Raw genomic sequence first — 17041 nt, 5'->3', positions numbered from 1 at the left:
CCAGCCCGTGGCCGGCGTTCGCGATGAGCGCCGAGACGTCCCGTCCCCCGATTTTGTGCATGACCTGTTGGACGCCTTCCGCCGTCGCGAGATCGCAAGTCAAGGTTTCTACCGACTTGGCGCCCGCGGCCCGGGTCGCTGCTTCCGCCTCGCCCAGGTCGAGGTCGGCGACCAGCAGCAGGGAGACACCGTCCTTGGCCGCCAGTTTCGCCAGTTCGAGGCCAATTCCGCTCGAGGCGCCGGTAACGATGACGAAGCCGTCCAGCGCATTGATCTCGTGGCCGCTCATGCTTGCGTCTCCATCCCCGGCTTGAGCACGACCTTGGTCCAGACGTCCTGCTGCTCCTTGAAGTTCTTGTAGCCCTTGGCCGCGTCTTCGAGCGGCAGGCGGTGGCTGATGAGAAAAGTCGTGTCGAGCGTGCCATCCTCGATCTTCGCGAGAAGATCCTTGGTGTACTTCTGGACGTGGGTCTGTCCGCCGCGGACCTGCAGGCCCTTTTCCATGAGTGCGCCCAGCGGGAACTTGTCGGTCATTCCGCCATAGACCCCGGGGATCGAGACCCGGCCGCCGCGCCGCACGGCAAGGATCGCCTGCTTGAGCACACTGGCGCGATCCGCACCCACGCCGATCGTCTGCTTGGCGATGTCGAGCATGTTGTCGATGGCGAAGCCGTGCGATTCCATGCCCACCGCATCGATCACGGCATCGACTCCGATTCCGCCCGACATTTCCATGAGCGCCTCTCGCACGTTGCTCTCGCGGAAATTGATCGTCTTGGCGCCGAGCTTGCGCGCCAGTTCGAGGCGGTGCGGGTAGTGGTCGATCGCGATGACTTCGGCCGCGCCCATGGCCAGTGCGGACTGCACGGCGAACAGGCCGACCGGGCCGCAGCCCCATACCGCGATCGTGTCATCCGGACCGATGTCCGCATTCTCCGCGGCCATCCATCCGGTCGGGAGGATATCGCTCAGGAAAAGCACCTGGTCATCGTCCAGATGATCCGGCACGGCGATGGGGCCGATGTCCGAATAGGGTACGCGCACGTATTCGGCCTGTCCGCCCGAATAGCCGCCGGTCAGGTGCGAGTAGCCGAACAGGCCCGCCATCGAGTGCCCGTACAGCGTGGCGGACATGTCCTGCTTTTCGGCGGGGTTGGAATTGTCGCAGCACGAATACTGCTGGATCTGGCAATGGAAGCACTGCCCGCAGCTTATCGTGAACGGGACGACGACGCGCTGTCCCTTCTCGAGCGTCGACTTGGGTCCGGTCTCGACCACTTCGCCCATGAATTCATGGCCGAGAATGTCACCCTCCAATACGGCGGGGATAACGCCGTCGTAGAGGTGCAGGTCGGACCCGCAGATCGCGGTGGACGTGACCTTGATGATCGCATCGCGCGGATTGACGATCTCGGGATCGTCGACAGTATCGACACGGACGTCGTGTTTTCCGTGATAGGCAAGGGCGCGCATCAGGCGGGCTCCGTTTGTTGGTGTTGCTGGTGCTTGGCGGCGCGCGTTTCGCTTTTGCGGCGCGCCGACGTGGTGACTTCGCCGGTCTCCATCAGCATCTTGAAACGCTTGAGATCGTGTCGTGCCTGTATTTCCGGCTCACGCAGAAAGAGCTTCGCGACAGCCTTTCCCAGATCACCGCCCGGCGGGTCGTACGTCATGGTCAGACTGACCCGGGTTCCCCGTTCGCCGGGCGCATCCTCGAAGGTGACGCGCCCTTCGGTGCGGATCTCGGAATCGGGCGTCGATCGCCAGCCAATCAGTTCGCCGGGACGCTCCGCGACCATTTCCGTCTTCACGTCGACGGTCCGGCCCCCGGGTGCCATGATCGTCCAGACCGCGCCGCCCTGATCGCCTGCTTTGCGAACGCTGATCACGTTTTCCATGAACGAGCAAAGGTTCTCGAAGTCGATCCAGTAGTCGAACAATTCCTGACGCGGGCGGCCGATCGTCACCGATTTCCCGACAAGGTCGTTGCCGCGAAATCCCCGCCGCGCTGCGGAACCGGGCGCGTCGTCCGTCGTGTCGCGCGCCGATTTTCGAGAGGCGAGGAACGCGCCGCCCGCCGCAGCCATGATGAGCGCGGTCAAGCCGGCTCTGCTCGAGCTTTTCGCAATTCGCTGATGGCCTTTCGACATTGGTATCTGCTCCAGACTGTGGCGCGATCATGCAGGCCCCCGCCGCATGGGCGAACGAGATGGGCATGCTTGCGCCTGACATTTTCGGCTGTTGATCTGTTCAAATCACGTCGAGCCAACGTGAGATCGCCACCGATTGTTCCTGAAGATCGGAGCTGGCATCGAAAAGGCCGCGAACACGCCACTTTGGAGGCGCAGTCTATAATCTGCATTATAGACGCTTGCGAAGTGGAGGCTTCTCGCAGGGATGATCAACGCGATTGGCTCGCGAGTTCGAAAGCGTGCTTTGGGTGGCTACGATGGGACACTATTGGGCCGGATTACTTTCCTCGCCTGCCGAGGACTGATGCGCGCGGTTCAATGCCGCCTGTCGGTGTGGTCGAACAGGGCTGCAATTCGACCCCGAACGCGGGGCCCTGCCGACCCGACCTCTGAGCCGGCGCCAAGCCGTTGCCGACGCGACCCGCATTCTTCACCGCTGCCGGTCCCTCCCCATCGGAGTTCGGATACCGCCGGGGCATAGTGCGGTGCTTGGCGGCGGCAGCGGGGTGGAGCGAACCAATTCCTAACCTGTGTGGTCGCGGGAGACCTCGCAAGTTCCCAGCGTGAAGACCAGCGGATTTAACATAAACCGATTCCTGGGGTGAGCAGATGACTGAAGTTCCCGTGCAACGAAAGAAGAATCATCTCTGGATATGGCTCGTACTGCTGGTCGTCGCGATCTTGCTGATCTGGTGGTGGGTCTCGGAGACCGCAGAGGTGGAGCCTGATCGCACTGCCGAATACGCCGAGTCTGGCGAATACCCTGCCTATCCGGAGGCGGCGCCGTCTGCCACGTCGGGCCCGGCCACGGGCGATGTCGGTCGAACCACGATAGCGGCCATTCTCGATAATCCCTCGCGATATATCGGACGGGAGGATATCACCCTGCAAGGCGCAGTGCCTGACGTGCCGACCGATCGCGGCTTCTGGATCGAGGACGGCGGCCGCCAGCTCTTCGCGTTGATCATCGATCAGCCTCGCGAAGTGCCGAAGGATATAAACCCGGATCAGAGGCTGGAGGTCCGCAACGGCATGCTGCGCGGAAAGGACGATGTCGCGCAATTGCCCGGTGAAGTTATCGATCAGGACACACGCGCCATCCTGGACGAGCAGGACGTTTTCCTCGTGGTCGACGAAAGCGACATCGAGATCCTCTCCAGGCCCTAAATCGCAATTCAAGCGGGAGCCAGAAATCATGGAACGCAGTTTCGACAACCTTCGAGAGCTTGATGACTACGAGCTCGTAAACCGCGACCAGGATGTGCGTGGTCATCCGCTCAAATCGAGCGACGGGCGCAATCTCGGCATAATCAGGCGCATGCTGGTGGATCCCGAACGCGAAAACGTCGTCGCGCTGGTCCTCGATGACGGGCGCGGTGTACCGGTGGACGAGGTCGAAATCCGTGACGGACAGGCCGTCATCGATCCCGTCGAGGAATCACACTTCTTCGCCCCTCCCGCGCGTAGCGGCTCGATCCCGCGCAATCGTATCGGTGTCTTGAGAAGGACCTGACCGCGGTCCCTGGCGTCCGGCGGCGCCGGGCGCGGGGATCCGCCGTGGAACGACCGGAGGCGCTCCGTCAGCGCCTCCGGTCCCACGCTCTTGTCGGGCATCCGTCTGTGCCCGCTTCACACCTGCATCTCGCGGACTATTGCGAGGAATTGCTCCTCCTCGGCGAGGCACCGCTCAAAAACCGCCGCCGCTTCCTGATTGCAGACGCCCTCGGCGTGATCGCAGGCATCGCGGTATCGGCGCACTTCCGCTATCGCGAGTTCGATTGCAGTGGCTGGTGGCCAGCCGCCGGATCGGCCGAACCTGCGATCATCAGCCCTTCGCTCTCTCTTGGGCCACCCGTGGCGCAAGTGGGGATCGAGCCGGTGCAGCAGAGCGTCGAGCCGCGCAGCTTGTAGTGTGCTTCTTTCCGCATGGCAGACCAGCACGAAGGCGACCTTCGTGTGCGCCTCGCAAGAACCGGCTGCCTCGAGATAGGCGATCCTGGCCTGCGCCTCGGCGTCGCTAAGCCGCGCCAGAAGTGTCGCGGTGGCACTGGGATGACGGTGGCGCCCGAGCTGTGATTGATCGACCAGCATGTGGCGATCATGGCGGATAGTCGGCCCGGCGGCGCTGATCTGCGTTATCGGTGCGAACCGCCTGTCCCCGGACCGGGGCGCTTCATGCGTCCGGGAAGGCTTGTCAAGATAAGGCATCGAGAAGATCGCACGCGCCCCTCGTGACAGTGCCCGGCAGCGTGAACGGTGGCGGGTCGTGTGCGAGCGGGGAAGGGCGATCGAAACGACTTTTCGGGGCATTACGCGTTGAACATGGTATGAGCGACTCAAGTAAGTTCGGACATTGTTATGCTGGAAACCTATACGGCCCGCGAATGGGTATCGACCGCACTTGGCGATCGCGATCAATGGTCGGCGGGCTTACGTAGCATCGTCGATCTCGTACTCGCGCACGACCTTCCGACAATGCTGGTATGGGGGAAGGACCGCGTACAGATCTTCAATGACAGCTACCGTCACCTGCTGGCCGAGGATCGCGTTACGGGCTTCGGGCAAACCGCCGGCGGCCAGTCTGCCGAACTCTGGTCCGATGGCGGGGTGATCCATCGCCGGGTGCTGGCCGGCGAGACCCTGCGTTTCGAAGACATGCGCATTGCCGTTTCGCGCGGCGACGGCCTGGACGACGGCTGGTTTACGGTCACCTTCAGTCCGGTCCGCGACGACGATCGAGTCGCCGGGACACTCGTCTCGCTCTTCGAGACGACCACAAAGCACATGCTGGCGGCGCGCAGCGACGCCGCCGCCGCGAGTCTCAAGGCGAGCGAAGAAAGGTTCAGGGCTTTCGTCAACGCCAGTTCGGACGTCGTGTATCGCATGGACGCGGACTGGAGCGAGATGCGTGAGCTGGACGGTCGCGGAATCCTGACAGACACGCGCGAACCAAGCTGGAACTGGCAGAACAAGTATATCCTGCCGGAAGACTGGCCCCTTGTTGAACCCGAAATCCGCCGGGCGATCGATGAGGTTCGGATGTTCGAGATGGAGCATCGCATTCGTCTTGCCAATGGCGCTATCGGCTGGACGCTCTCGCGAGCCGTGCCGATCCTCGCGGAGGATGGCACCATCCAGGAATGGCTCGGCGCCGCAAAAGATATCACCTCCCGCAAAATCTCCGAGCAGTCGTTGCAGCATAGCGAGCGGCGACTGGAAATCGAGGTCGAGCGCTCCGCCTTGCTGCGGGACCTGGCCGAACGGCTGGTGACCGAGGACCGCACGGCGGAAATCCATGAAGATATCCTGCGCACGGCGATCTCGATAACCGACGCCGACGCCGGAACGTTTCAGATTTACGACCCCGAAACACGGGCGCTGGTCCTGCTCGCCACCTCGGGCTTCAGTCCCACCATGACCGATTACTTTCACCGCGTTGACGCCGACAGCAACACGGCGTGCGGAAGGGCGCTCAAGCTCGGCACCCGCGTTTTCGCCGACTTCCGCGAAGGCGATGACGACATTGACTGCCGAATGCATGTGGAAGCAGGATATCGCTCGGCACAGGCGACGCCGCTCGTTTCGCGATCTGGTGATCTAATCGGGATGCTGAACACGCACTGGCGCGAACCGGATCATCGGCCGAGCGAAAACCAGCTACGCTTTCTCGACTTGCTGGCCCGGCAGGCCGCGGACCTGATCGAGCAGCGGCGCGCGGGGGAAGAGCTTCGGCGCAGCGAGGAACGGCTGCGCCAGTTCGGCGAAGCGTCGCAGGACGTGCTGTGGATACGCGATGCACGGACGTTGCAGTGGGAATACCTCACGCCTGCCTTCGAGGCGATCTATGGGTTGAGCCGCGAGGACGCCCTTGGCGGGGACAATTTCCGCAGTTGGATCGAGCTGGTGGTCCCCGAGGACCGCAAGATTGCCGAAGATGCCATGCGGCGAGTCCGCGGCGGCGAGCATGTGACCTTCGACTATCGTATCCGTCGCCCATCAGATGGCACGGTTCGCTGGCTGAGAAACACCGACTTTCCCATCGAGGACGCCAGCGGCGAAGTGGCTCTCATTGGCGGGATCGGGCATGATTTCACCGAGTTGCGGGCGATCGAGAACCGGCTGACGACGCTTCTGGAGGGCATACCGCAATTAGTCTGGCGCGCTGTCGACCGGGGTGAATGGACCTGGTCTAGTCCGCAGTGGACCGAGTTCACCGGACTGACCGTAGAGGAGAGCTTGGGCAAGGGCTGGCTGGCAGCCCTTCATCCCGATGATCGCCAGGGCGCGCTGCAATTCTGGGACGAGGCGCGCAAGTCCGGCGCCCTGGCGATGGAGGCGCGCATTCTTCAGGCATCCACCCAAGATTACCGTTGGTTCCAGAGCCGGGCGACTCCAGTCCGAGACGAAGCGGGGACGATCATTGAGTGGCTCGGTACGTCTACGGATATCAACGATGTCCGCGAATTGCAGGACCGGCAACGGGTGTTGGTCGCCGAATTGCAGCACCGGACGCGCAATCTCCTGGGCGTGGTGCGGTCCATGTCGGACAAGACCGCTCGGGCAAGCTTGGACCTCGAAGACTTCACGGGACGGTTCCGTAACCGGCTTGATGCCTTGTCTCGCGTCCAGGGCCTGCTTTCGCGGCTGGACGAGAACGACCGGATCACGTTCGACGAGCTTTTGCATACCGAACTTGCTGCCATGGACGGGAGCGCCGAACGGGTGGTGGTGAAGGGGCCAACGGGCATTCGCATGCGCTCGTCCACGGTGCAGATCCTTGCCCTGGCCTTGCATGAACTTGCCACCAACGCGATGAAATACGGCGCTCTGCGTGGGCGTCGCGGCAAATTGACCATCAGTTGGTCTCTCGCGCAGGAACGGGACGGTGGTCGGCCCATGCTGGATATCGACTGGCGAGAGACGGGCGTGGAGGTGCCTTGCGAAATGGCCCACTCCCGTCGGTCTGGTCAGGGAAGGGAACTGATAGAGAAGGCTCTTCCCTATCAATTCAGCGCGAAGACGAGTTACAAGTTCGAAGCGGACGGGTTGCATTGCAGGATTTCTATCCCCGTCTCGGAAAGCAGGCGGGAGAATCCAGACCATGTCTGATCGGACCTTGCGCGGGTGCCGCATCCTGGTTGTTGAAGACGAATACATGCTCGCAGACGAGCTCAAGGTGGAACTCGAACAGGCAGGAGCCATCGTCCTGGGACCGGTTTCTTCGGCCGGGGCGGCAATCGAGATCATCGAAGGCGCCGTACAGCTCGACGGGGCCATCCTCGACATCAATCTCGGCGACGAAATGGTGTGCGCGGTGGCGGACCGGCTTCTCGAGGAAACCGTCCCGTTTCTGTTTGCGACCGGCTACGACGCTGCCGTCGTTCCGGATCGGTATGCATCCGTCGTGCGTTGCGAGAAGCCGTTGAATTTGCGCCGTGTGGTCGAGGTGCTGGGCCGGGAAATTGAACAGTAATCAGATCAGATGAGCCGCCGGCAGGCAGGCGAGAAACCGCCTCGCGCCGCCATCGAGCTTCGTTGTGAGCGATCCGGAAAGTTCGTAGTCAAATGCGCGTTCGATCCACTGGAGGTCGCGTTCTCCCGCTCCCCGGTCCGTCCAGACAAGCTTCAGGCCATTCGCCTTGCCGGCTTTCCAGCTTACCGAGATCGGATGGCTCCCGTCCTCGAGCGTGCCGATTGCCAGCTCGTGGATGAGAAGCGCCATCAGGCCCGTGGCCCGGGGGCTGAGCCTGATGGCACGACCCTTGATGACGACCTCGTGCTCGGCCTGCGTCCCGAACATCGCGAGCTGGTCTCGCACGAGTCCTTCCAGGTCGGTACCCATGCGCCGATCGCGCAATAGCGTGGATTGCACTCTGGTGAGTGCATCTACCCGTCCCTCGAGGCGCGCACGGTACTCGTGAGGATCATGCCCATTTTCCGACACCGGTTGCCGGATCAGCGCGCGGATGACTGCGAGCACGTTACGCAGATGCCGGATCAACTCCCGATGAAGATCCTCGCTGTCGGCGAGGGCCTGCCGAAGAAGCTCGGATTCAGAAGGGTCACCGTTCATGGCGCTGTCAGTCCCAGTCCCGGCGGCGCGGGGCTGGATTGGCTCGCCGGCCTGAGGTGCAGGTAAGCGGGCGTGAACAGCGAGGCTTGCGCAAGGGCGTCGAAGTCCGGAATCTTCACGGACCGGTTCTCGAGAACGATCAGGTGCTGCGCGCGCATTTCCTTCAGGGTCCGATTGATGTGAACCGAGGTTAGTCCGGCGGCGTCGGCGATATCCTGCTGCGTGATCGGCATGTCGAACCCGCTAGTGTTCGCGAGGCCGACAAGTTGCAACCTCACGCACAGTTCGCAAAACAGATGGCCGATCCTTTCCAGCGCGGTTCTCTGCCCGATGTTGACCACCCATTCCCGCTGTATCGAGACGGTGGCGAGAAGCTGTATCCAGAGCGCTGTCGCAATCCGCGGGTACTCCTGCGACAGCCTTTCGACGACCCGGTGGCTGATCTCGACATAACGAACCGGGGTCAACGTCCCGATCGAGTGATCCATTTCCGAAAGGAAGTTATTGTTCAAGTCGCAAAGGTCGCCGGGCAAGAGAAGAGCGACAGTCTGCCGGCGACCGTCCTCCAGCATCTTGTAGCGCGCCGCCCAGCCGCTGACGATCAGGAAGACCGCTCGAGTGGGATCGCCTTCGCGAATGAGATCGCTGCGGGCGTCCATGCTGCGAATCGATCCGAGCGAGGATGCGCGCAGCGCCAGCATGTCACTTTCGGTCAGCTCGCTGAGCCGTGCCAGCCGCTTGCCGAGAACGTCTTCCGCGAGCTGTTTCATCCATTTCATCATGGCCGGATACCGGCTTGGCGCAAGGTGCGGACTTACTCATGTTATTTTCCGGCGATGCCGGATGCGCCAACGGGCCTGCTCGCCGCACGGGTAACCTGAAATCATGCCGGATACGCACGCCTCGATCGTCCTCGTCGTCGAGGACGAATACTTCATCGCTGACGATCTCGCTCGTGCCCTGCGCGATGCGGGCGCGACCGTTCTGGGTCCGGTCCCCAATGCCGAAATGGCGCGCCGGATCGTTTCGGACTCGTTTGTCGACCTTGTCCTGCTCGATCTGAACCTGGACGGTTAAAGCAGCGAGGACCTCGCGATATGGTGCACCGAGCGCGGAATTCCGGTCCTGATCGTGACGGGCTACGATCATGCGGAAGTGCCGGCGAGCCTAGTCGATTATCCGATCATCCAGAAGCCCATCAGCAGTGCAGTCATTCGCGAACTCGCCGTTTGCCGCGGCGGTATCGAGGGAAGGCTCTCTGCCCAGCGGCGAAGCCGGCCCACCACGCGCCCGGATTGACGCTGCGCGTGGGCTCGGCGCCGGAAGAAGCAGGCCGCAAGCAAGCTCGCGAAGACATCGGCGCACACGCCTGTGCCGGCGCATTTTCTGGCCGGTGAAAAAGGCTCCCAGCCCGAAAGGCTTCGCCCGATGCCTGGGCCAGGGACGGCTTGCGGCGCCCGGTTTCAGGTCTCGACCGGTACGTGGATCTCGAAGCGTTTGGAGCCATCGCCAGGTGTGTGGAAGTGGCCCCCCTGCGCTTCGACAAGGCGCCGAACGAGAAGGAGGCCAGAGCCGCGCGTCATGGCCGATGACGGGCCTCCAAATTCGCTTCCATCGTCCTCGACGGCAATGCGAAGAGCGGAGCCATCATCGCGGCTTTCGAGGGTTATCAGGACGAGAACAGGAGCCGCCCCGCCCCTGCGGCCGTGTTTCACAGCGTTGGTCACGAGTTCATTGACCGCCAGTGTGAGGGGGATGACGCGGTTGGATTCCAGAACCGGCTCCCTGCCGACCGTGGTCATCGCAACCTGAACCGTGTCGGATAAGGCATTGGCTTTCGCGCAGAGGTTTTGCAACGATCGTGTCAGGCTGTCCGCATTCCGACCCCCCTGCCGCCACCCCGATGCAATGATCTCCAGACGGTCGAGGATCGACCGGACCTCTTCGGCCGCTTCGGCTGAAGAACATTCGCGGCGTGCGCTCTCGATCATGGCCAGGATCAGTTGCATGTCGTTGGCCCATTGATGACGAAGCGCGCGCATCTCGAGCGTGAGGTCCCGATGGATGCGATCCCGGCTCATCCCGGACTCGTCTCGCGGATCATGTTGGCTGGAAGGCATCTGGAAACTCACGACTAGGGCCATTCCCGGTCCGGTGCGTCGAATTCGCGCATCGCAAGATCGCGTACATGAATCTATTCCAGTTCGGGCCGGCTTTTCGTCGCATTCTCATGAAGGTCGGGGCTCCGGTCGCTCAGGCGCTGATCGTGAACGCGCTCCAGCGCCTGCACGATCTTCTCGGTTGGAACCGGCTTTTCGCAGCGCAAGACGTGGGAGAACTCGGGCGGAACGGTCGCAGGTCCGATCCCCGTCGCGAACAGAAACGGGATGCCCAGCGACTGGAGATCATCGGCAAGATCGAAGACGGTCTCTCCGTGGAGAGCGATGTCGAGGACCGCGGCATCCGGTCTGGTCCGTTCAATCAGCGCGCGCGCCGCAGCGGCGGTTGGCGCCGGACCGAGGATAATCGCATCCGCGCCTTCCAAGGCGTAGGCGAGATCGGTGGCTATGAGATATTCGTCCTCGACGATCAGGACCGTGCGACCAGACAGCGACACTGTCAGTCGGTCCCCGGGATTTGGACCGATACGCTCACTGAAGTTTTGCCCCGCAGAAATGGCAGCATGCAGGACCTTGCGTGCACAAGCGTCTCGAGCGTCATGATGATCGTAATCCTTCGGCGCAGGGTCATCGCGCTTCAGGTTACGATTACGACTCGGACTTGCCTTTACTTATCCGAAACCAAGCGGCGGTTCGTCGCTGCGGAAGCACGACTCGCTGCCCGCGAGCGGACCGGTCTCTTCAGCAGGCATCGTTATCCTGCCTCGCCGCATCGCCGGGACAAATGCTTCACGAAGATTTATTTCTCGTGGCTGCCAGTGTTGTCAGCTTTTGGGACGCGGTTTTCGCCGCCTTGTCTTAAGGCCGCGCTCCTCTTGGCGTTCGCCATCGAGGACCAGGTCCGGCCTCGGCCCCAGTTCTCCCAGAATCCGTTTTGCCCTCCCGATGATGCGGTCCTTCAAACGCTTGTCCGGTGTATTCATCTCTTGACCCTTCATCTTCCACTGCGTCCGTGTCGATACCAGCGCCACCAAGGTCGCAGCCGTCTGCGAGGCAGAGGCGCGCACCGAGGTGCGCGCCCATGATCCCGAGTGCGACGTCATGACGATCCTGGCTCTCCGCCGCCACGGCATCTTCGGGAATACACAGTCGGTAATCGCGCATCGCCGCATCGGCAGCCGTGAAAAGGACGCAGATATCGGTCGCCACGCCGCACAGGATCAGGCGCGACACTCCCAGCTTTGGCAGCAGCACTTGCAGATTAGTGGCATAAAAGCCCGAGAACTGCGGCTTGATGATGAAGTAATCGTCGTCGCGGGGCCGAAGCGCCGGGTCGAGGATACGGTCGCCAACATACTCGACCAGCGCCGAACGCTGCGAATGCCATTGGCCGAAATTGTCATTCACGTAGATGACTGGCGTTGCCGCCTTGTCCGCTCGGTCACGCAATCGGAGTATCTTCTCGGCAGCGGATCGTGCATGTGGGACGATCCGTTCCGCGCCGCCGAACTCGAAGCGGTTGATCATGTCGATGATCAGCAGGGCAGAACGATCGCCGGGCTGATCGCGCATCGGAGCTCGCGCGGCGGCGATGCGGCCGCCGCCGGGACGCTTGTTCATACGGCGGTCTCGTCCCGGTCCGGGTAGTCTTCGGGCTTGGCCTTGCCCTGGTTCTTCACGGCCTGCCTGTTCTCCTTCTGGAGAGCCGGATCGTCGTTCGGGCCGTCGATGCTCGACTTGCGACGCTGCCGCGCGCCGCCTTCGTCCAGGTGCTTGCGATCGCTCTTCATGATACTCATCCGTTTCCGTTCTTGCGCCGGGTCTCCCAGCCCTTGCGGGCCGCGGCTGAGCGCTGCTCGTGCGATCCCGATTTGTGGGCCTTGCCGCCGCGCGACGAGGAGGCATGGTTGTCCTTCTTGCCTCGTCCCGATCCGGATTGGTTGCCGCCACCCGATTCCTTGTTGACCGTGGCCCAGGCCCGCCGCTCGGCTTCGGCGTGGCTCGCGCCCCGCTTTTCATAGCCTTCCTCGATATGCTCGGCCTTGCGCTTTTGCTTGTCGGTATAACTGCTCTTGTCACCACGTGGCACGCGGTCGTCTCCTTGCGTTGCCGATGAGTTCACGTTCCGCATGCCTGTGCTCGGCCGCGGGATTGATCGTCTTGCTCACGAGAGGCCCTCTTCTCGTACCAATCGAATACGGCTCAAGAATTCAGCGAAACGACAAAGGGGAAGTTCCCTCGAACGCGATGGGACGTAGCGCCCTCAGGCTGACAGGAAGCCGCTCTTTACCCAGGTTAAGCGGACGAGGAGATCGCGGAGACGCGTGTGCGCCATGGCCGACGCATCCACCTCCCGCATCGGCGCGAAGCCTGGGAAATCAATGGAAAGCAGGTTTATCGGCTTTGAAATTTCGGCGCTAGAACGGCAGCATCCGCGTATCCTTGACGCACTTCAGCGCGAAGCTGGAGTTGATCGACGCAATGCCCGGCAAGTGGGAAAGCTTGCGTTTCAAATAATGCTCGTAGGCCTCGATGCTCGGCGACAGGATGCGGAGCATATAGTCGCTCTCACCGCTCATCGAGAAGCACTCTATGATCTCGGGGTGCTCCTCGACCGCGCGCTCGAGCGCCTCGAGCGTTTCCTCGCGGTGCGATGTCAGCCTGATGTGCGCGAATACGTTGACCGTCAGTCCTAGAGCGGCCGGATCGAGCATGACCGTGCGTCCCTTGATCACGCCTTGCTGCTCGAGCTTCTTGATCCGGCGCCAGCAGGGTGTCTGCGAAAGGCCGACAACCGGCGCGAGTTCGGTGAGCGGCAATTCCGGGTTGGCCTGAATTTCGCGCAGGATACGAAGGTCTACGTCGTCCATCTCAAGGTTCCTGGCGGCGGGGTGATTTTGGAAAAATTTTCCTCATTTTAGGATATAAAAGGAAATTAATCCTAATCCAAGCCTCGAACCTCTCCGAGATAGAACACGATTTTCCTGCCGCCCCCGTTTTAGAAAGGCGGCACGAAAAGAGAGAGGCAAATGGCAAATCGACCGCCGCTGGAATTCCATGTGCCCGAACCTCCGGCGAGGCCGGGGCAGTCGGCAAGCTTCTCGCATCTGGTCGTCCCCGAGGCCGGGCTCGTCCGCCGGCCCGATGCACTGGCAAGCGCGGCCGAAATGCGCGACCTGCCGTTCGAGCTGATCCGCGTTCTCGACGGTGAAGGTCGCGCGGTCGGCCCCTGGGACCCGCATCTCGCCCCGGAATTCCTGCGGCGGGGGTTGCGGGCGATGCTGCTCACGCGGGTCTTCGACGACCGGCTGTTTCGGGTTCATCGGCAAGGCAAGACCAGCTTTTACATGAAGTCGACCGGGGAAGAGGCGATCGGCGCGGCCCAGTCGCTCGTGCTCGAACCGCAGGACATGTGCTTTCCCACCTACCGCGTCATGAGCTGGCTCCATGCGCGCGGCTATCCGCTTGTCGACATGGTCCACCAGATCTTCTCGAACGCGCGCGATCCGTTGCGCGGCCGCCAGTTGCCGATCCTGTTTTCCGCCCGCGACTATGGTTTCTATTCGCTCTCGGGAAATCTCGGTACGCGCTACGGCCATGCCGTCGGCTGGGCCATGGCCTCGGCCTATCGCCAGACGGACAGTCTCGCGCTCGCCTACACGGGCGAAGGGTCGACCGCCGAAGGCGATTTCCATGAATCGCTGACGTTCGCCTCGGTCTATCGGGCGCCGGCGATCCTGTGCATCACCAACAACCAATGGGCGATTTCCAGCTTCGCCGGATTGGCCGGCACCCGGGATTCGACTTTCGCGGCCCGCGCGATCGGCTACGGTCTGCCGGGGCTGCGGGTCGATGGGAACGACTTCCTGGCCGTGGCTTCGGCCACCCGGTGGGCTGCCGAACGCGCGCGCGCCAACAAGGGCGCCACGCTCATCGAGTTCTTCACTTATCGCGCCGCGGGCCATTCCACGAGCGACGATCCGACCCGCTATCGTCCGGGCGACGAGGCGGAGCACTGGCCGCTCGGCGATCCGATCGAGCGGCTCAAGCAGCATCTCATCGCCCTCGATGAATGGGATGAGGATCGCCACGCGGCCCTGACGAGCGAACTCGAAGCGGAAGTCCGCGCGGCGCTGCGCGAAGGCGAAGCGATCGGGACGCTGGGGCGCTCCAAGCCGCCGCTTTCCGAGATGTTCGAAGGCGTGTTCGCCGAGCCCGACTGGCGGCTGATCGAGCAGCGCGTCGAAGCGGGCGCCTGAACCATGCGCGAACTCAACATGGTGAAGGCGATCAACGACGCGCTCGACGTGATGCTCGCCGTTGATCCCGATGTCCTGATCTTCGGCCAGGACGTCGGTTACTTCGGCGGCGTGTTCCGCGCGACGGACGGCCTGCAGGCAAGGCACGGGCAGAAGCGCTGCTTCGATACGCCGATTGCCGAGAGCGGCATCATCGCCACGGCCATCGGCATGGGGGCGCAGGGGCTGCGACCGGTTCCGGAAATCCAGTTCGCCGACTATATCCTTCCGGCCTTCGACCAGCTCGTATCCGAGGCCGCGCGGCTGCGCTACCGCTCGGGCGGCGAGTTCTGGGCGCCGATCACCGTGCGCTCGCCCTATGGCGGCGGCATCTTCGGCGGACAAACGCACAGCCAGAGTCCCGAGGCGATCTTCGCCCACATAACCGGGCTGAAGACTGTTATTCCGTCGACGCCCTACGACGCCAAGGGTCTGCTGATCGCGGCGATAGAGTGCGACGATCCGGTCATCTATCTCGAGCCCAAGCGGCTCTACAACGGGCCCTTCGACGGCCATCACGATCGGCAGCTCGCGACCTGGGCCGGTCATCCCGGCGCCCGCGTGCCGGAAGGGCGCTACACCGTACCCCTCGGCAAGGCGGCGATCGTCCGCCCGGGAGACGATGTTACGGTTCTGGCCTACGGCACGATGGTCCATGTCGCGCTTGCGGCGGTCGAGGAGACCGGCATCGACGCCGAAGTCGTGGACCTGCGCTCGATTGTTCCGCTCGACATCGAAACCATCGTCGCGTCGGCCAACAAGACCGGCCGGTGCGTGATCGTTCACGAGGCCTCGCGCTTCGGCGGCTTTGGCGGGGAGCTGTCCTCGCTCATCCAGGAGCGCTGCTTCTACGGACTGGAGGTTCCGATCGAGCGCGTGGCGGGCTGGGACACGCCTTATCCGCATGCTTTCGAGTGGGACTATTTCCCTGGCCCCGGACGCGTCGCGTCCGCGCTGCGCCGGGTCATGGAGAACGACTGATGGGCCGCTATGTATTCCGTCTTCCCGACATCGGCGAAGGCATTGCCGAAGCGGAGATCGTCGCCTGGCACGTCGGCGTCGGGGACATCGTCGCGGAAGACGCCCGTATCGCGGACATGATGACCGACAAGGCGACGGTCGAAATGGAAAGTCCCGTCTCGGGGAAGGTGATCGAGGTCGCCGGAGAGGTCGGCGAGGTCGTCGCCATCGGCTCGCCGCTGGTCGTGCTCGAAGTCGCGGGCCGAGGCGACCGGGCGGGAGAGGGCGACCGGCCATTCACCCCCACCGCCGAGCCGGACCCGGTTCGTGAAACGCCGCCGGTTTCGGAAAAGGCGGTTCCCGAGCCTGCGGACGAACCGTCGGCGCCGGAACCCCTGGCGGAGCCTGCGCCGCCATCACCGCGCGGCGAGCCGTCGCGGGGGCGGGTCCTGGCGAGCCCGGCGGTGCGAAAGCGAGCAGCGGATCTCGGCATCGACCTTGGCGAGATCCGCACCGCCGAGGGCGGCCGGGTCCGTCATGGCGATCTCGATGCCTTTCTCTCCTACAACGCCGCGGGCGGCTTTCTGCCCGCCGGTACGAAGCGACGGGACGAGCACGTCCGGGTCATCGGCCTGCGCCGCCGGATCGCCGAGAACATGGCGGCATCCAAGCGCAACATCCCGCATTTTGCCTATGTCGAGGAATACGATGTGACGGCGCTGGAGGCCTTGCGCGGCCAGCTCAATGAGGCCCGGGGCGATCGTCCCAAGCTGACGATGCTGCCGTTCCTGATCACGGCGATCTGCAAGCTGATTCCCAGCTACCCGATGTTGAACGCGCACTATGACGACGAGGCCGGCGTGGTGAGCCGCTTCGGATCGGTGCACATGGGCATGGCCGCGCAAACCGACGCCGGCCTGATGGTGCCGGTGATCCGCGACGCGCAGGACCGCAATCTGTGGCAGCTCGCGGCCGAGATTTCCCGGCTGGCGGCGGCGGTGCGCGACGGTTCGGCGAGGTCCGCGGATCTTTCCGGTTCCACCATCACCGTGACCTCGCTCGGCCCCATGGGCGGGGTCGCGACGACGCCGGTCATCAATCGTCCCGAGGTCGCAATCGTCGGCCCGAACCGCATCGTCGAGCGTCCGATGTTCGTTGGCGATGCAACCGGGATGGAGCGCGTCGAAAAGCGCAAGCTGATGAACATCTCGATGAGCTGCGACCACCGCGTCGTCGACGGCTGGGACGCCGCCAGTTTCGCGCAGGACCTCAGGAAGCTGATCGAGGCGCCTGCACTCATTCTTGCCGGAGGTATTTCGTAATGCGCGCGACCCCAGACTTTGACTTTGCGCTTGGCGAGAGCGCGCGGATGATCCGCGAGACGACGGCGCGTTTCGC

General features: G+C 63.1%; 19 protein-coding genes and 1 pseudogene. 8 read left to right on the top strand and 12 right to left on the bottom strand.

Annotation, left to right across the window (positions count from 1 at the left end; translation table 11 throughout):
- Positions 1-67: 67 nt before the first annotated feature.
- The 3 genes and pseudogenes from B2G71_RS24835 to B2G71_RS21435 all read right to left on the bottom strand — a co-directional run.
- A pseudogene (locus B2G71_RS24835) lies at positions 68-289 on the bottom strand (SDR family NAD(P)-dependent oxidoreductase); the annotation flags it as partial.
- The gene (locus tag B2G71_RS21440; RefSeq protein WP_098108709.1) at positions 286-1473 is read right to left on the bottom strand and encodes a zinc-dependent alcohol dehydrogenase; all 1188 of its coding nucleotides are present in this window, start codon (positions 1471-1473) and stop codon (positions 286-288) included. The pseudogene B2G71_RS24835 and the gene B2G71_RS21440, both read right to left, overlap by 4 nt.
- Positions 1473-2102, bottom strand: coding sequence for an SRPBCC family protein (locus tag B2G71_RS21435; protein ID WP_240530275.1), 630 nt, complete (start codon positions 2100-2102; stop codon positions 1473-1475). Before B2G71_RS21435 ends, B2G71_RS21440 begins: the two co-directional genes overlap by 1 nt.
- 699 nt (positions 2103-2801) lie before the next feature.
- Between B2G71_RS21435 and B2G71_RS21430 the strand changes: the two genes are divergently transcribed.
- Together B2G71_RS21430 and B2G71_RS21425 are read left to right on the top strand one after the other, a co-directional pair.
- Complete coding sequence (locus B2G71_RS21430) at positions 2802-3359, top strand: hypothetical protein (RefSeq protein ID WP_098108707.1); 558 nt, start codon at positions 2802-2804, stop codon at positions 3357-3359.
- Between the two features lie 28 nt (positions 3360-3387).
- On the top strand, positions 3388-3705 hold the full coding sequence (locus B2G71_RS21425) for a PRC-barrel domain-containing protein (RefSeq protein ID WP_098108706.1): 318 nt from the start codon (positions 3388-3390) through the stop codon (positions 3703-3705).
- 116 nt (positions 3706-3821) lie between these two features.
- Here the strand turns inward: B2G71_RS21425 and B2G71_RS21420 are convergent, their stop codons facing one another.
- Positions 3822-4283 (bottom strand): hypothetical protein, encoded by a 462-nt coding sequence (locus B2G71_RS21420; protein WP_098108705.1) that lies wholly within the window; start codon positions 4281-4283, stop codon positions 3822-3824.
- Between the two features lie 267 nt (positions 4284-4550).
- On the opposite strand from B2G71_RS21420, the gene B2G71_RS21415 reads away from it, so the two are divergent.
- The gene (locus B2G71_RS21415; RefSeq protein ID WP_098108704.1) at positions 4551-7301 is read left to right on the top strand and encodes a PAS domain-containing protein; all 2751 of its coding nucleotides are present in this window, start codon (positions 4551-4553) and stop codon (positions 7299-7301) included.
- Positions 7294-7665: a response regulator gene (locus B2G71_RS21410; RefSeq protein ID WP_098108703.1), complete on the top strand. Its 372-nt coding sequence runs from the start codon at positions 7294-7296 to the stop codon at positions 7663-7665. The genes B2G71_RS21415 and B2G71_RS21410 overlap by 8 nt, the downstream gene beginning before the upstream one ends.
- Here the strand turns inward: B2G71_RS21410 and B2G71_RS21405 are convergent, their stop codons facing one another.
- Together B2G71_RS21405 and B2G71_RS21400 are read right to left on the bottom strand one after the other, a co-directional pair.
- Positions 7666-8265 carry an HWE histidine kinase domain-containing protein gene (locus B2G71_RS21405; protein ID WP_098108702.1) on the bottom strand — a complete coding sequence of 200 codons (600 nt, stop codon included), beginning with the start codon at positions 8263-8265 and terminating at the stop codon, positions 7666-7668.
- Positions 8262-9035 (bottom strand): Crp/Fnr family transcriptional regulator, encoded by a 774-nt coding sequence (locus B2G71_RS21400; RefSeq protein ID WP_098108735.1) that lies wholly within the window; start codon positions 9033-9035, stop codon positions 8262-8264. Before B2G71_RS21400 ends, B2G71_RS21405 begins: the two co-directional genes overlap by 4 nt.
- Before the next feature lie 115 nt (positions 9036-9150).
- Between B2G71_RS21400 and B2G71_RS21395 the strand changes: the two genes are divergently transcribed.
- Complete coding sequence (locus B2G71_RS21395) at positions 9151-9342, top strand: response regulator (protein WP_098108701.1); 192 nt, start codon at positions 9151-9153, stop codon at positions 9340-9342.
- A 386-nt stretch (positions 9343-9728) separates the two neighbouring features.
- On the opposite strand, the gene B2G71_RS21390 is transcribed toward B2G71_RS21395, so the two are convergent.
- The 6 genes from B2G71_RS21390 to B2G71_RS21365 form a co-directional block, all read right to left on the bottom strand.
- Positions 9729-10346, bottom strand: a complete 618-nt coding sequence (locus B2G71_RS21390; RefSeq protein WP_168176442.1) for an ATP-binding protein — start codon at positions 10344-10346, stop codon at positions 9729-9731.
- Positions 10347-10459: 113 nt separating this feature from the next.
- The gene (locus B2G71_RS21385) at positions 10460-10882 is read right to left on the bottom strand and encodes a response regulator (protein WP_098108699.1); all 423 of its coding nucleotides are present in this window, start codon (positions 10880-10882) and stop codon (positions 10460-10462) included.
- A gap of 361 nt (positions 10883-11243) precedes the next feature.
- Positions 11244-12005 (bottom strand): isochorismatase family cysteine hydrolase, encoded by a 762-nt coding sequence (locus B2G71_RS21380; protein WP_240530274.1) that lies wholly within the window; start codon positions 12003-12005, stop codon positions 11244-11246.
- Complete coding sequence (locus B2G71_RS24240) at positions 12002-12175, bottom strand: hypothetical protein (RefSeq protein ID WP_168176441.1); 174 nt, start codon at positions 12173-12175, stop codon at positions 12002-12004. The genes B2G71_RS21380 and B2G71_RS24240 overlap by 4 nt, the downstream gene beginning before the upstream one ends.
- Before the next feature lie 5 nt (positions 12176-12180).
- Positions 12181-12474: a plasmid stabilization protein gene (locus B2G71_RS21370; RefSeq protein ID WP_098108697.1), complete on the bottom strand. Its 294-nt coding sequence runs from the start codon at positions 12472-12474 to the stop codon at positions 12181-12183.
- A 328-nt stretch (positions 12475-12802) separates the two neighbouring features.
- Entirely contained in the window at positions 12803-13255 is a 453-nt protein-coding gene (locus B2G71_RS21365; protein ID WP_098108696.1) for an Lrp/AsnC family transcriptional regulator, read from the bottom strand.
- 159 nt (positions 13256-13414) lie between these two features.
- Between B2G71_RS21365 and B2G71_RS21360 the strand changes: the two genes are divergently transcribed.
- Genes B2G71_RS21360 through B2G71_RS21350 form a run of 3 tightly spaced genes read left to right on the top strand, consistent with a single transcriptional unit; the run spans position 13415 to position 16965 of the window.
- Positions 13415-14644: a thiamine pyrophosphate-dependent enzyme gene (locus tag B2G71_RS21360; RefSeq protein ID WP_098108695.1), complete on the top strand. Its 1230-nt coding sequence runs from the start codon at positions 13415-13417 to the stop codon at positions 14642-14644.
- 3 nt (positions 14645-14647) lie between these two features.
- Positions 14648-15664 (top strand): alpha-ketoacid dehydrogenase subunit beta, encoded by a 1017-nt coding sequence (locus tag B2G71_RS21355; protein ID WP_098108694.1) that lies wholly within the window; start codon positions 14648-14650, stop codon positions 15662-15664.
- Positions 15664-16965, top strand: coding sequence for a dihydrolipoamide acetyltransferase family protein (locus tag B2G71_RS21350; protein ID WP_098108693.1), 1302 nt, complete (start codon positions 15664-15666; stop codon positions 16963-16965). Before B2G71_RS21355 ends, B2G71_RS21350 begins: the two co-directional genes overlap by 1 nt.
- Positions 16966-17041 lie beyond the last annotated feature (76 nt).

This window comes from Novosphingobium sp. PC22D (assembly GCF_002556635.1).
Classification (GTDB): domain Bacteria; phylum Pseudomonadota; class Alphaproteobacteria; order Sphingomonadales; family Sphingomonadaceae; genus Novosphingobium.
This window is presented reverse-complemented; position numbering and strand designations above follow the sequence as displayed.

Bases quoted from the DNA above. Each gene is read 5' to 3' on its own strand.
- B2G71_RS21365 (WP_098108696.1), bottom strand. From the start codon at position 13,255: ATGGACGACGTAGACCTTCGTATCCTGCGCGAAATTCAGGCCAACCCG.
- B2G71_RS21395 (WP_098108701.1), top strand. From the start codon at position 9,151: ATGCCGGATACGCACGCCTCGATCGTCCTCGTCGTCGAGGACGAATAC.
- B2G71_RS21415 (WP_098108704.1), top strand. From the start codon at position 4,551: ATGCTGGAAACCTATACGGCCCGCGAATGGGTATCGACCGCACTTGGC.
- B2G71_RS21350 (WP_098108693.1), top strand. From the start codon at position 15,664: ATGGGCCGCTATGTATTCCGTCTTCCCGACATCGGCGAAGGCATTGCC.
- B2G71_RS21405 (WP_098108702.1), bottom strand. From the start codon at position 8,265: ATGAACGGTGACCCTTCTGAATCCGAGCTTCTTCGGCAGGCCCTCGCC.
- B2G71_RS21355 (WP_098108694.1), top strand. From the start codon at position 14,648: ATGCGCGAACTCAACATGGTGAAGGCGATCAACGACGCGCTCGACGTG.
- B2G71_RS21440 (WP_098108709.1), bottom strand. From the start codon at position 1,473: ATGCGCGCCCTTGCCTATCACGGAAAACACGACGTCCGTGTCGATACT.
- B2G71_RS24240 (WP_168176441.1), bottom strand. From the start codon at position 12,175: ATGAAGAGCGATCGCAAGCACCTGGACGAAGGCGGCGCGCGGCAGCGT.
- B2G71_RS21420 (WP_098108705.1), bottom strand. From the start codon at position 4,283: ATGCTGGTCGATCAATCACAGCTCGGGCGCCACCGTCATCCCAGTGCC.
- B2G71_RS21360 (WP_098108695.1), top strand. From the start codon at position 13,415: ATGGCAAATCGACCGCCGCTGGAATTCCATGTGCCCGAACCTCCGGCG.
- B2G71_RS21425 (WP_098108706.1), top strand. From the start codon at position 3,388: ATGGAACGCAGTTTCGACAACCTTCGAGAGCTTGATGACTACGAGCTC.
- B2G71_RS21410 (WP_098108703.1), top strand. From the start codon at position 7,294: ATGTCTGATCGGACCTTGCGCGGGTGCCGCATCCTGGTTGTTGAAGAC.
- B2G71_RS21380 (WP_240530274.1), bottom strand. From the start codon at position 12,005: ATGAACAAGCGTCCCGGCGGCGGCCGCATCGCCGCCGCGCGAGCTCCG.
- B2G71_RS21430 (WP_098108707.1), top strand. From the start codon at position 2,802: ATGACTGAAGTTCCCGTGCAACGAAAGAAGAATCATCTCTGGATATGG.
- B2G71_RS21400 (WP_098108735.1), bottom strand. From the start codon at position 9,035: ATGAAACAGCTCGCGGAAGACGTTCTCGGCAAGCGGCTGGCACGGCTC.
- B2G71_RS21390 (WP_168176442.1), bottom strand. From the start codon at position 10,346: ATGAGCCGGGATCGCATCCATCGGGACCTCACGCTCGAGATGCGCGCG.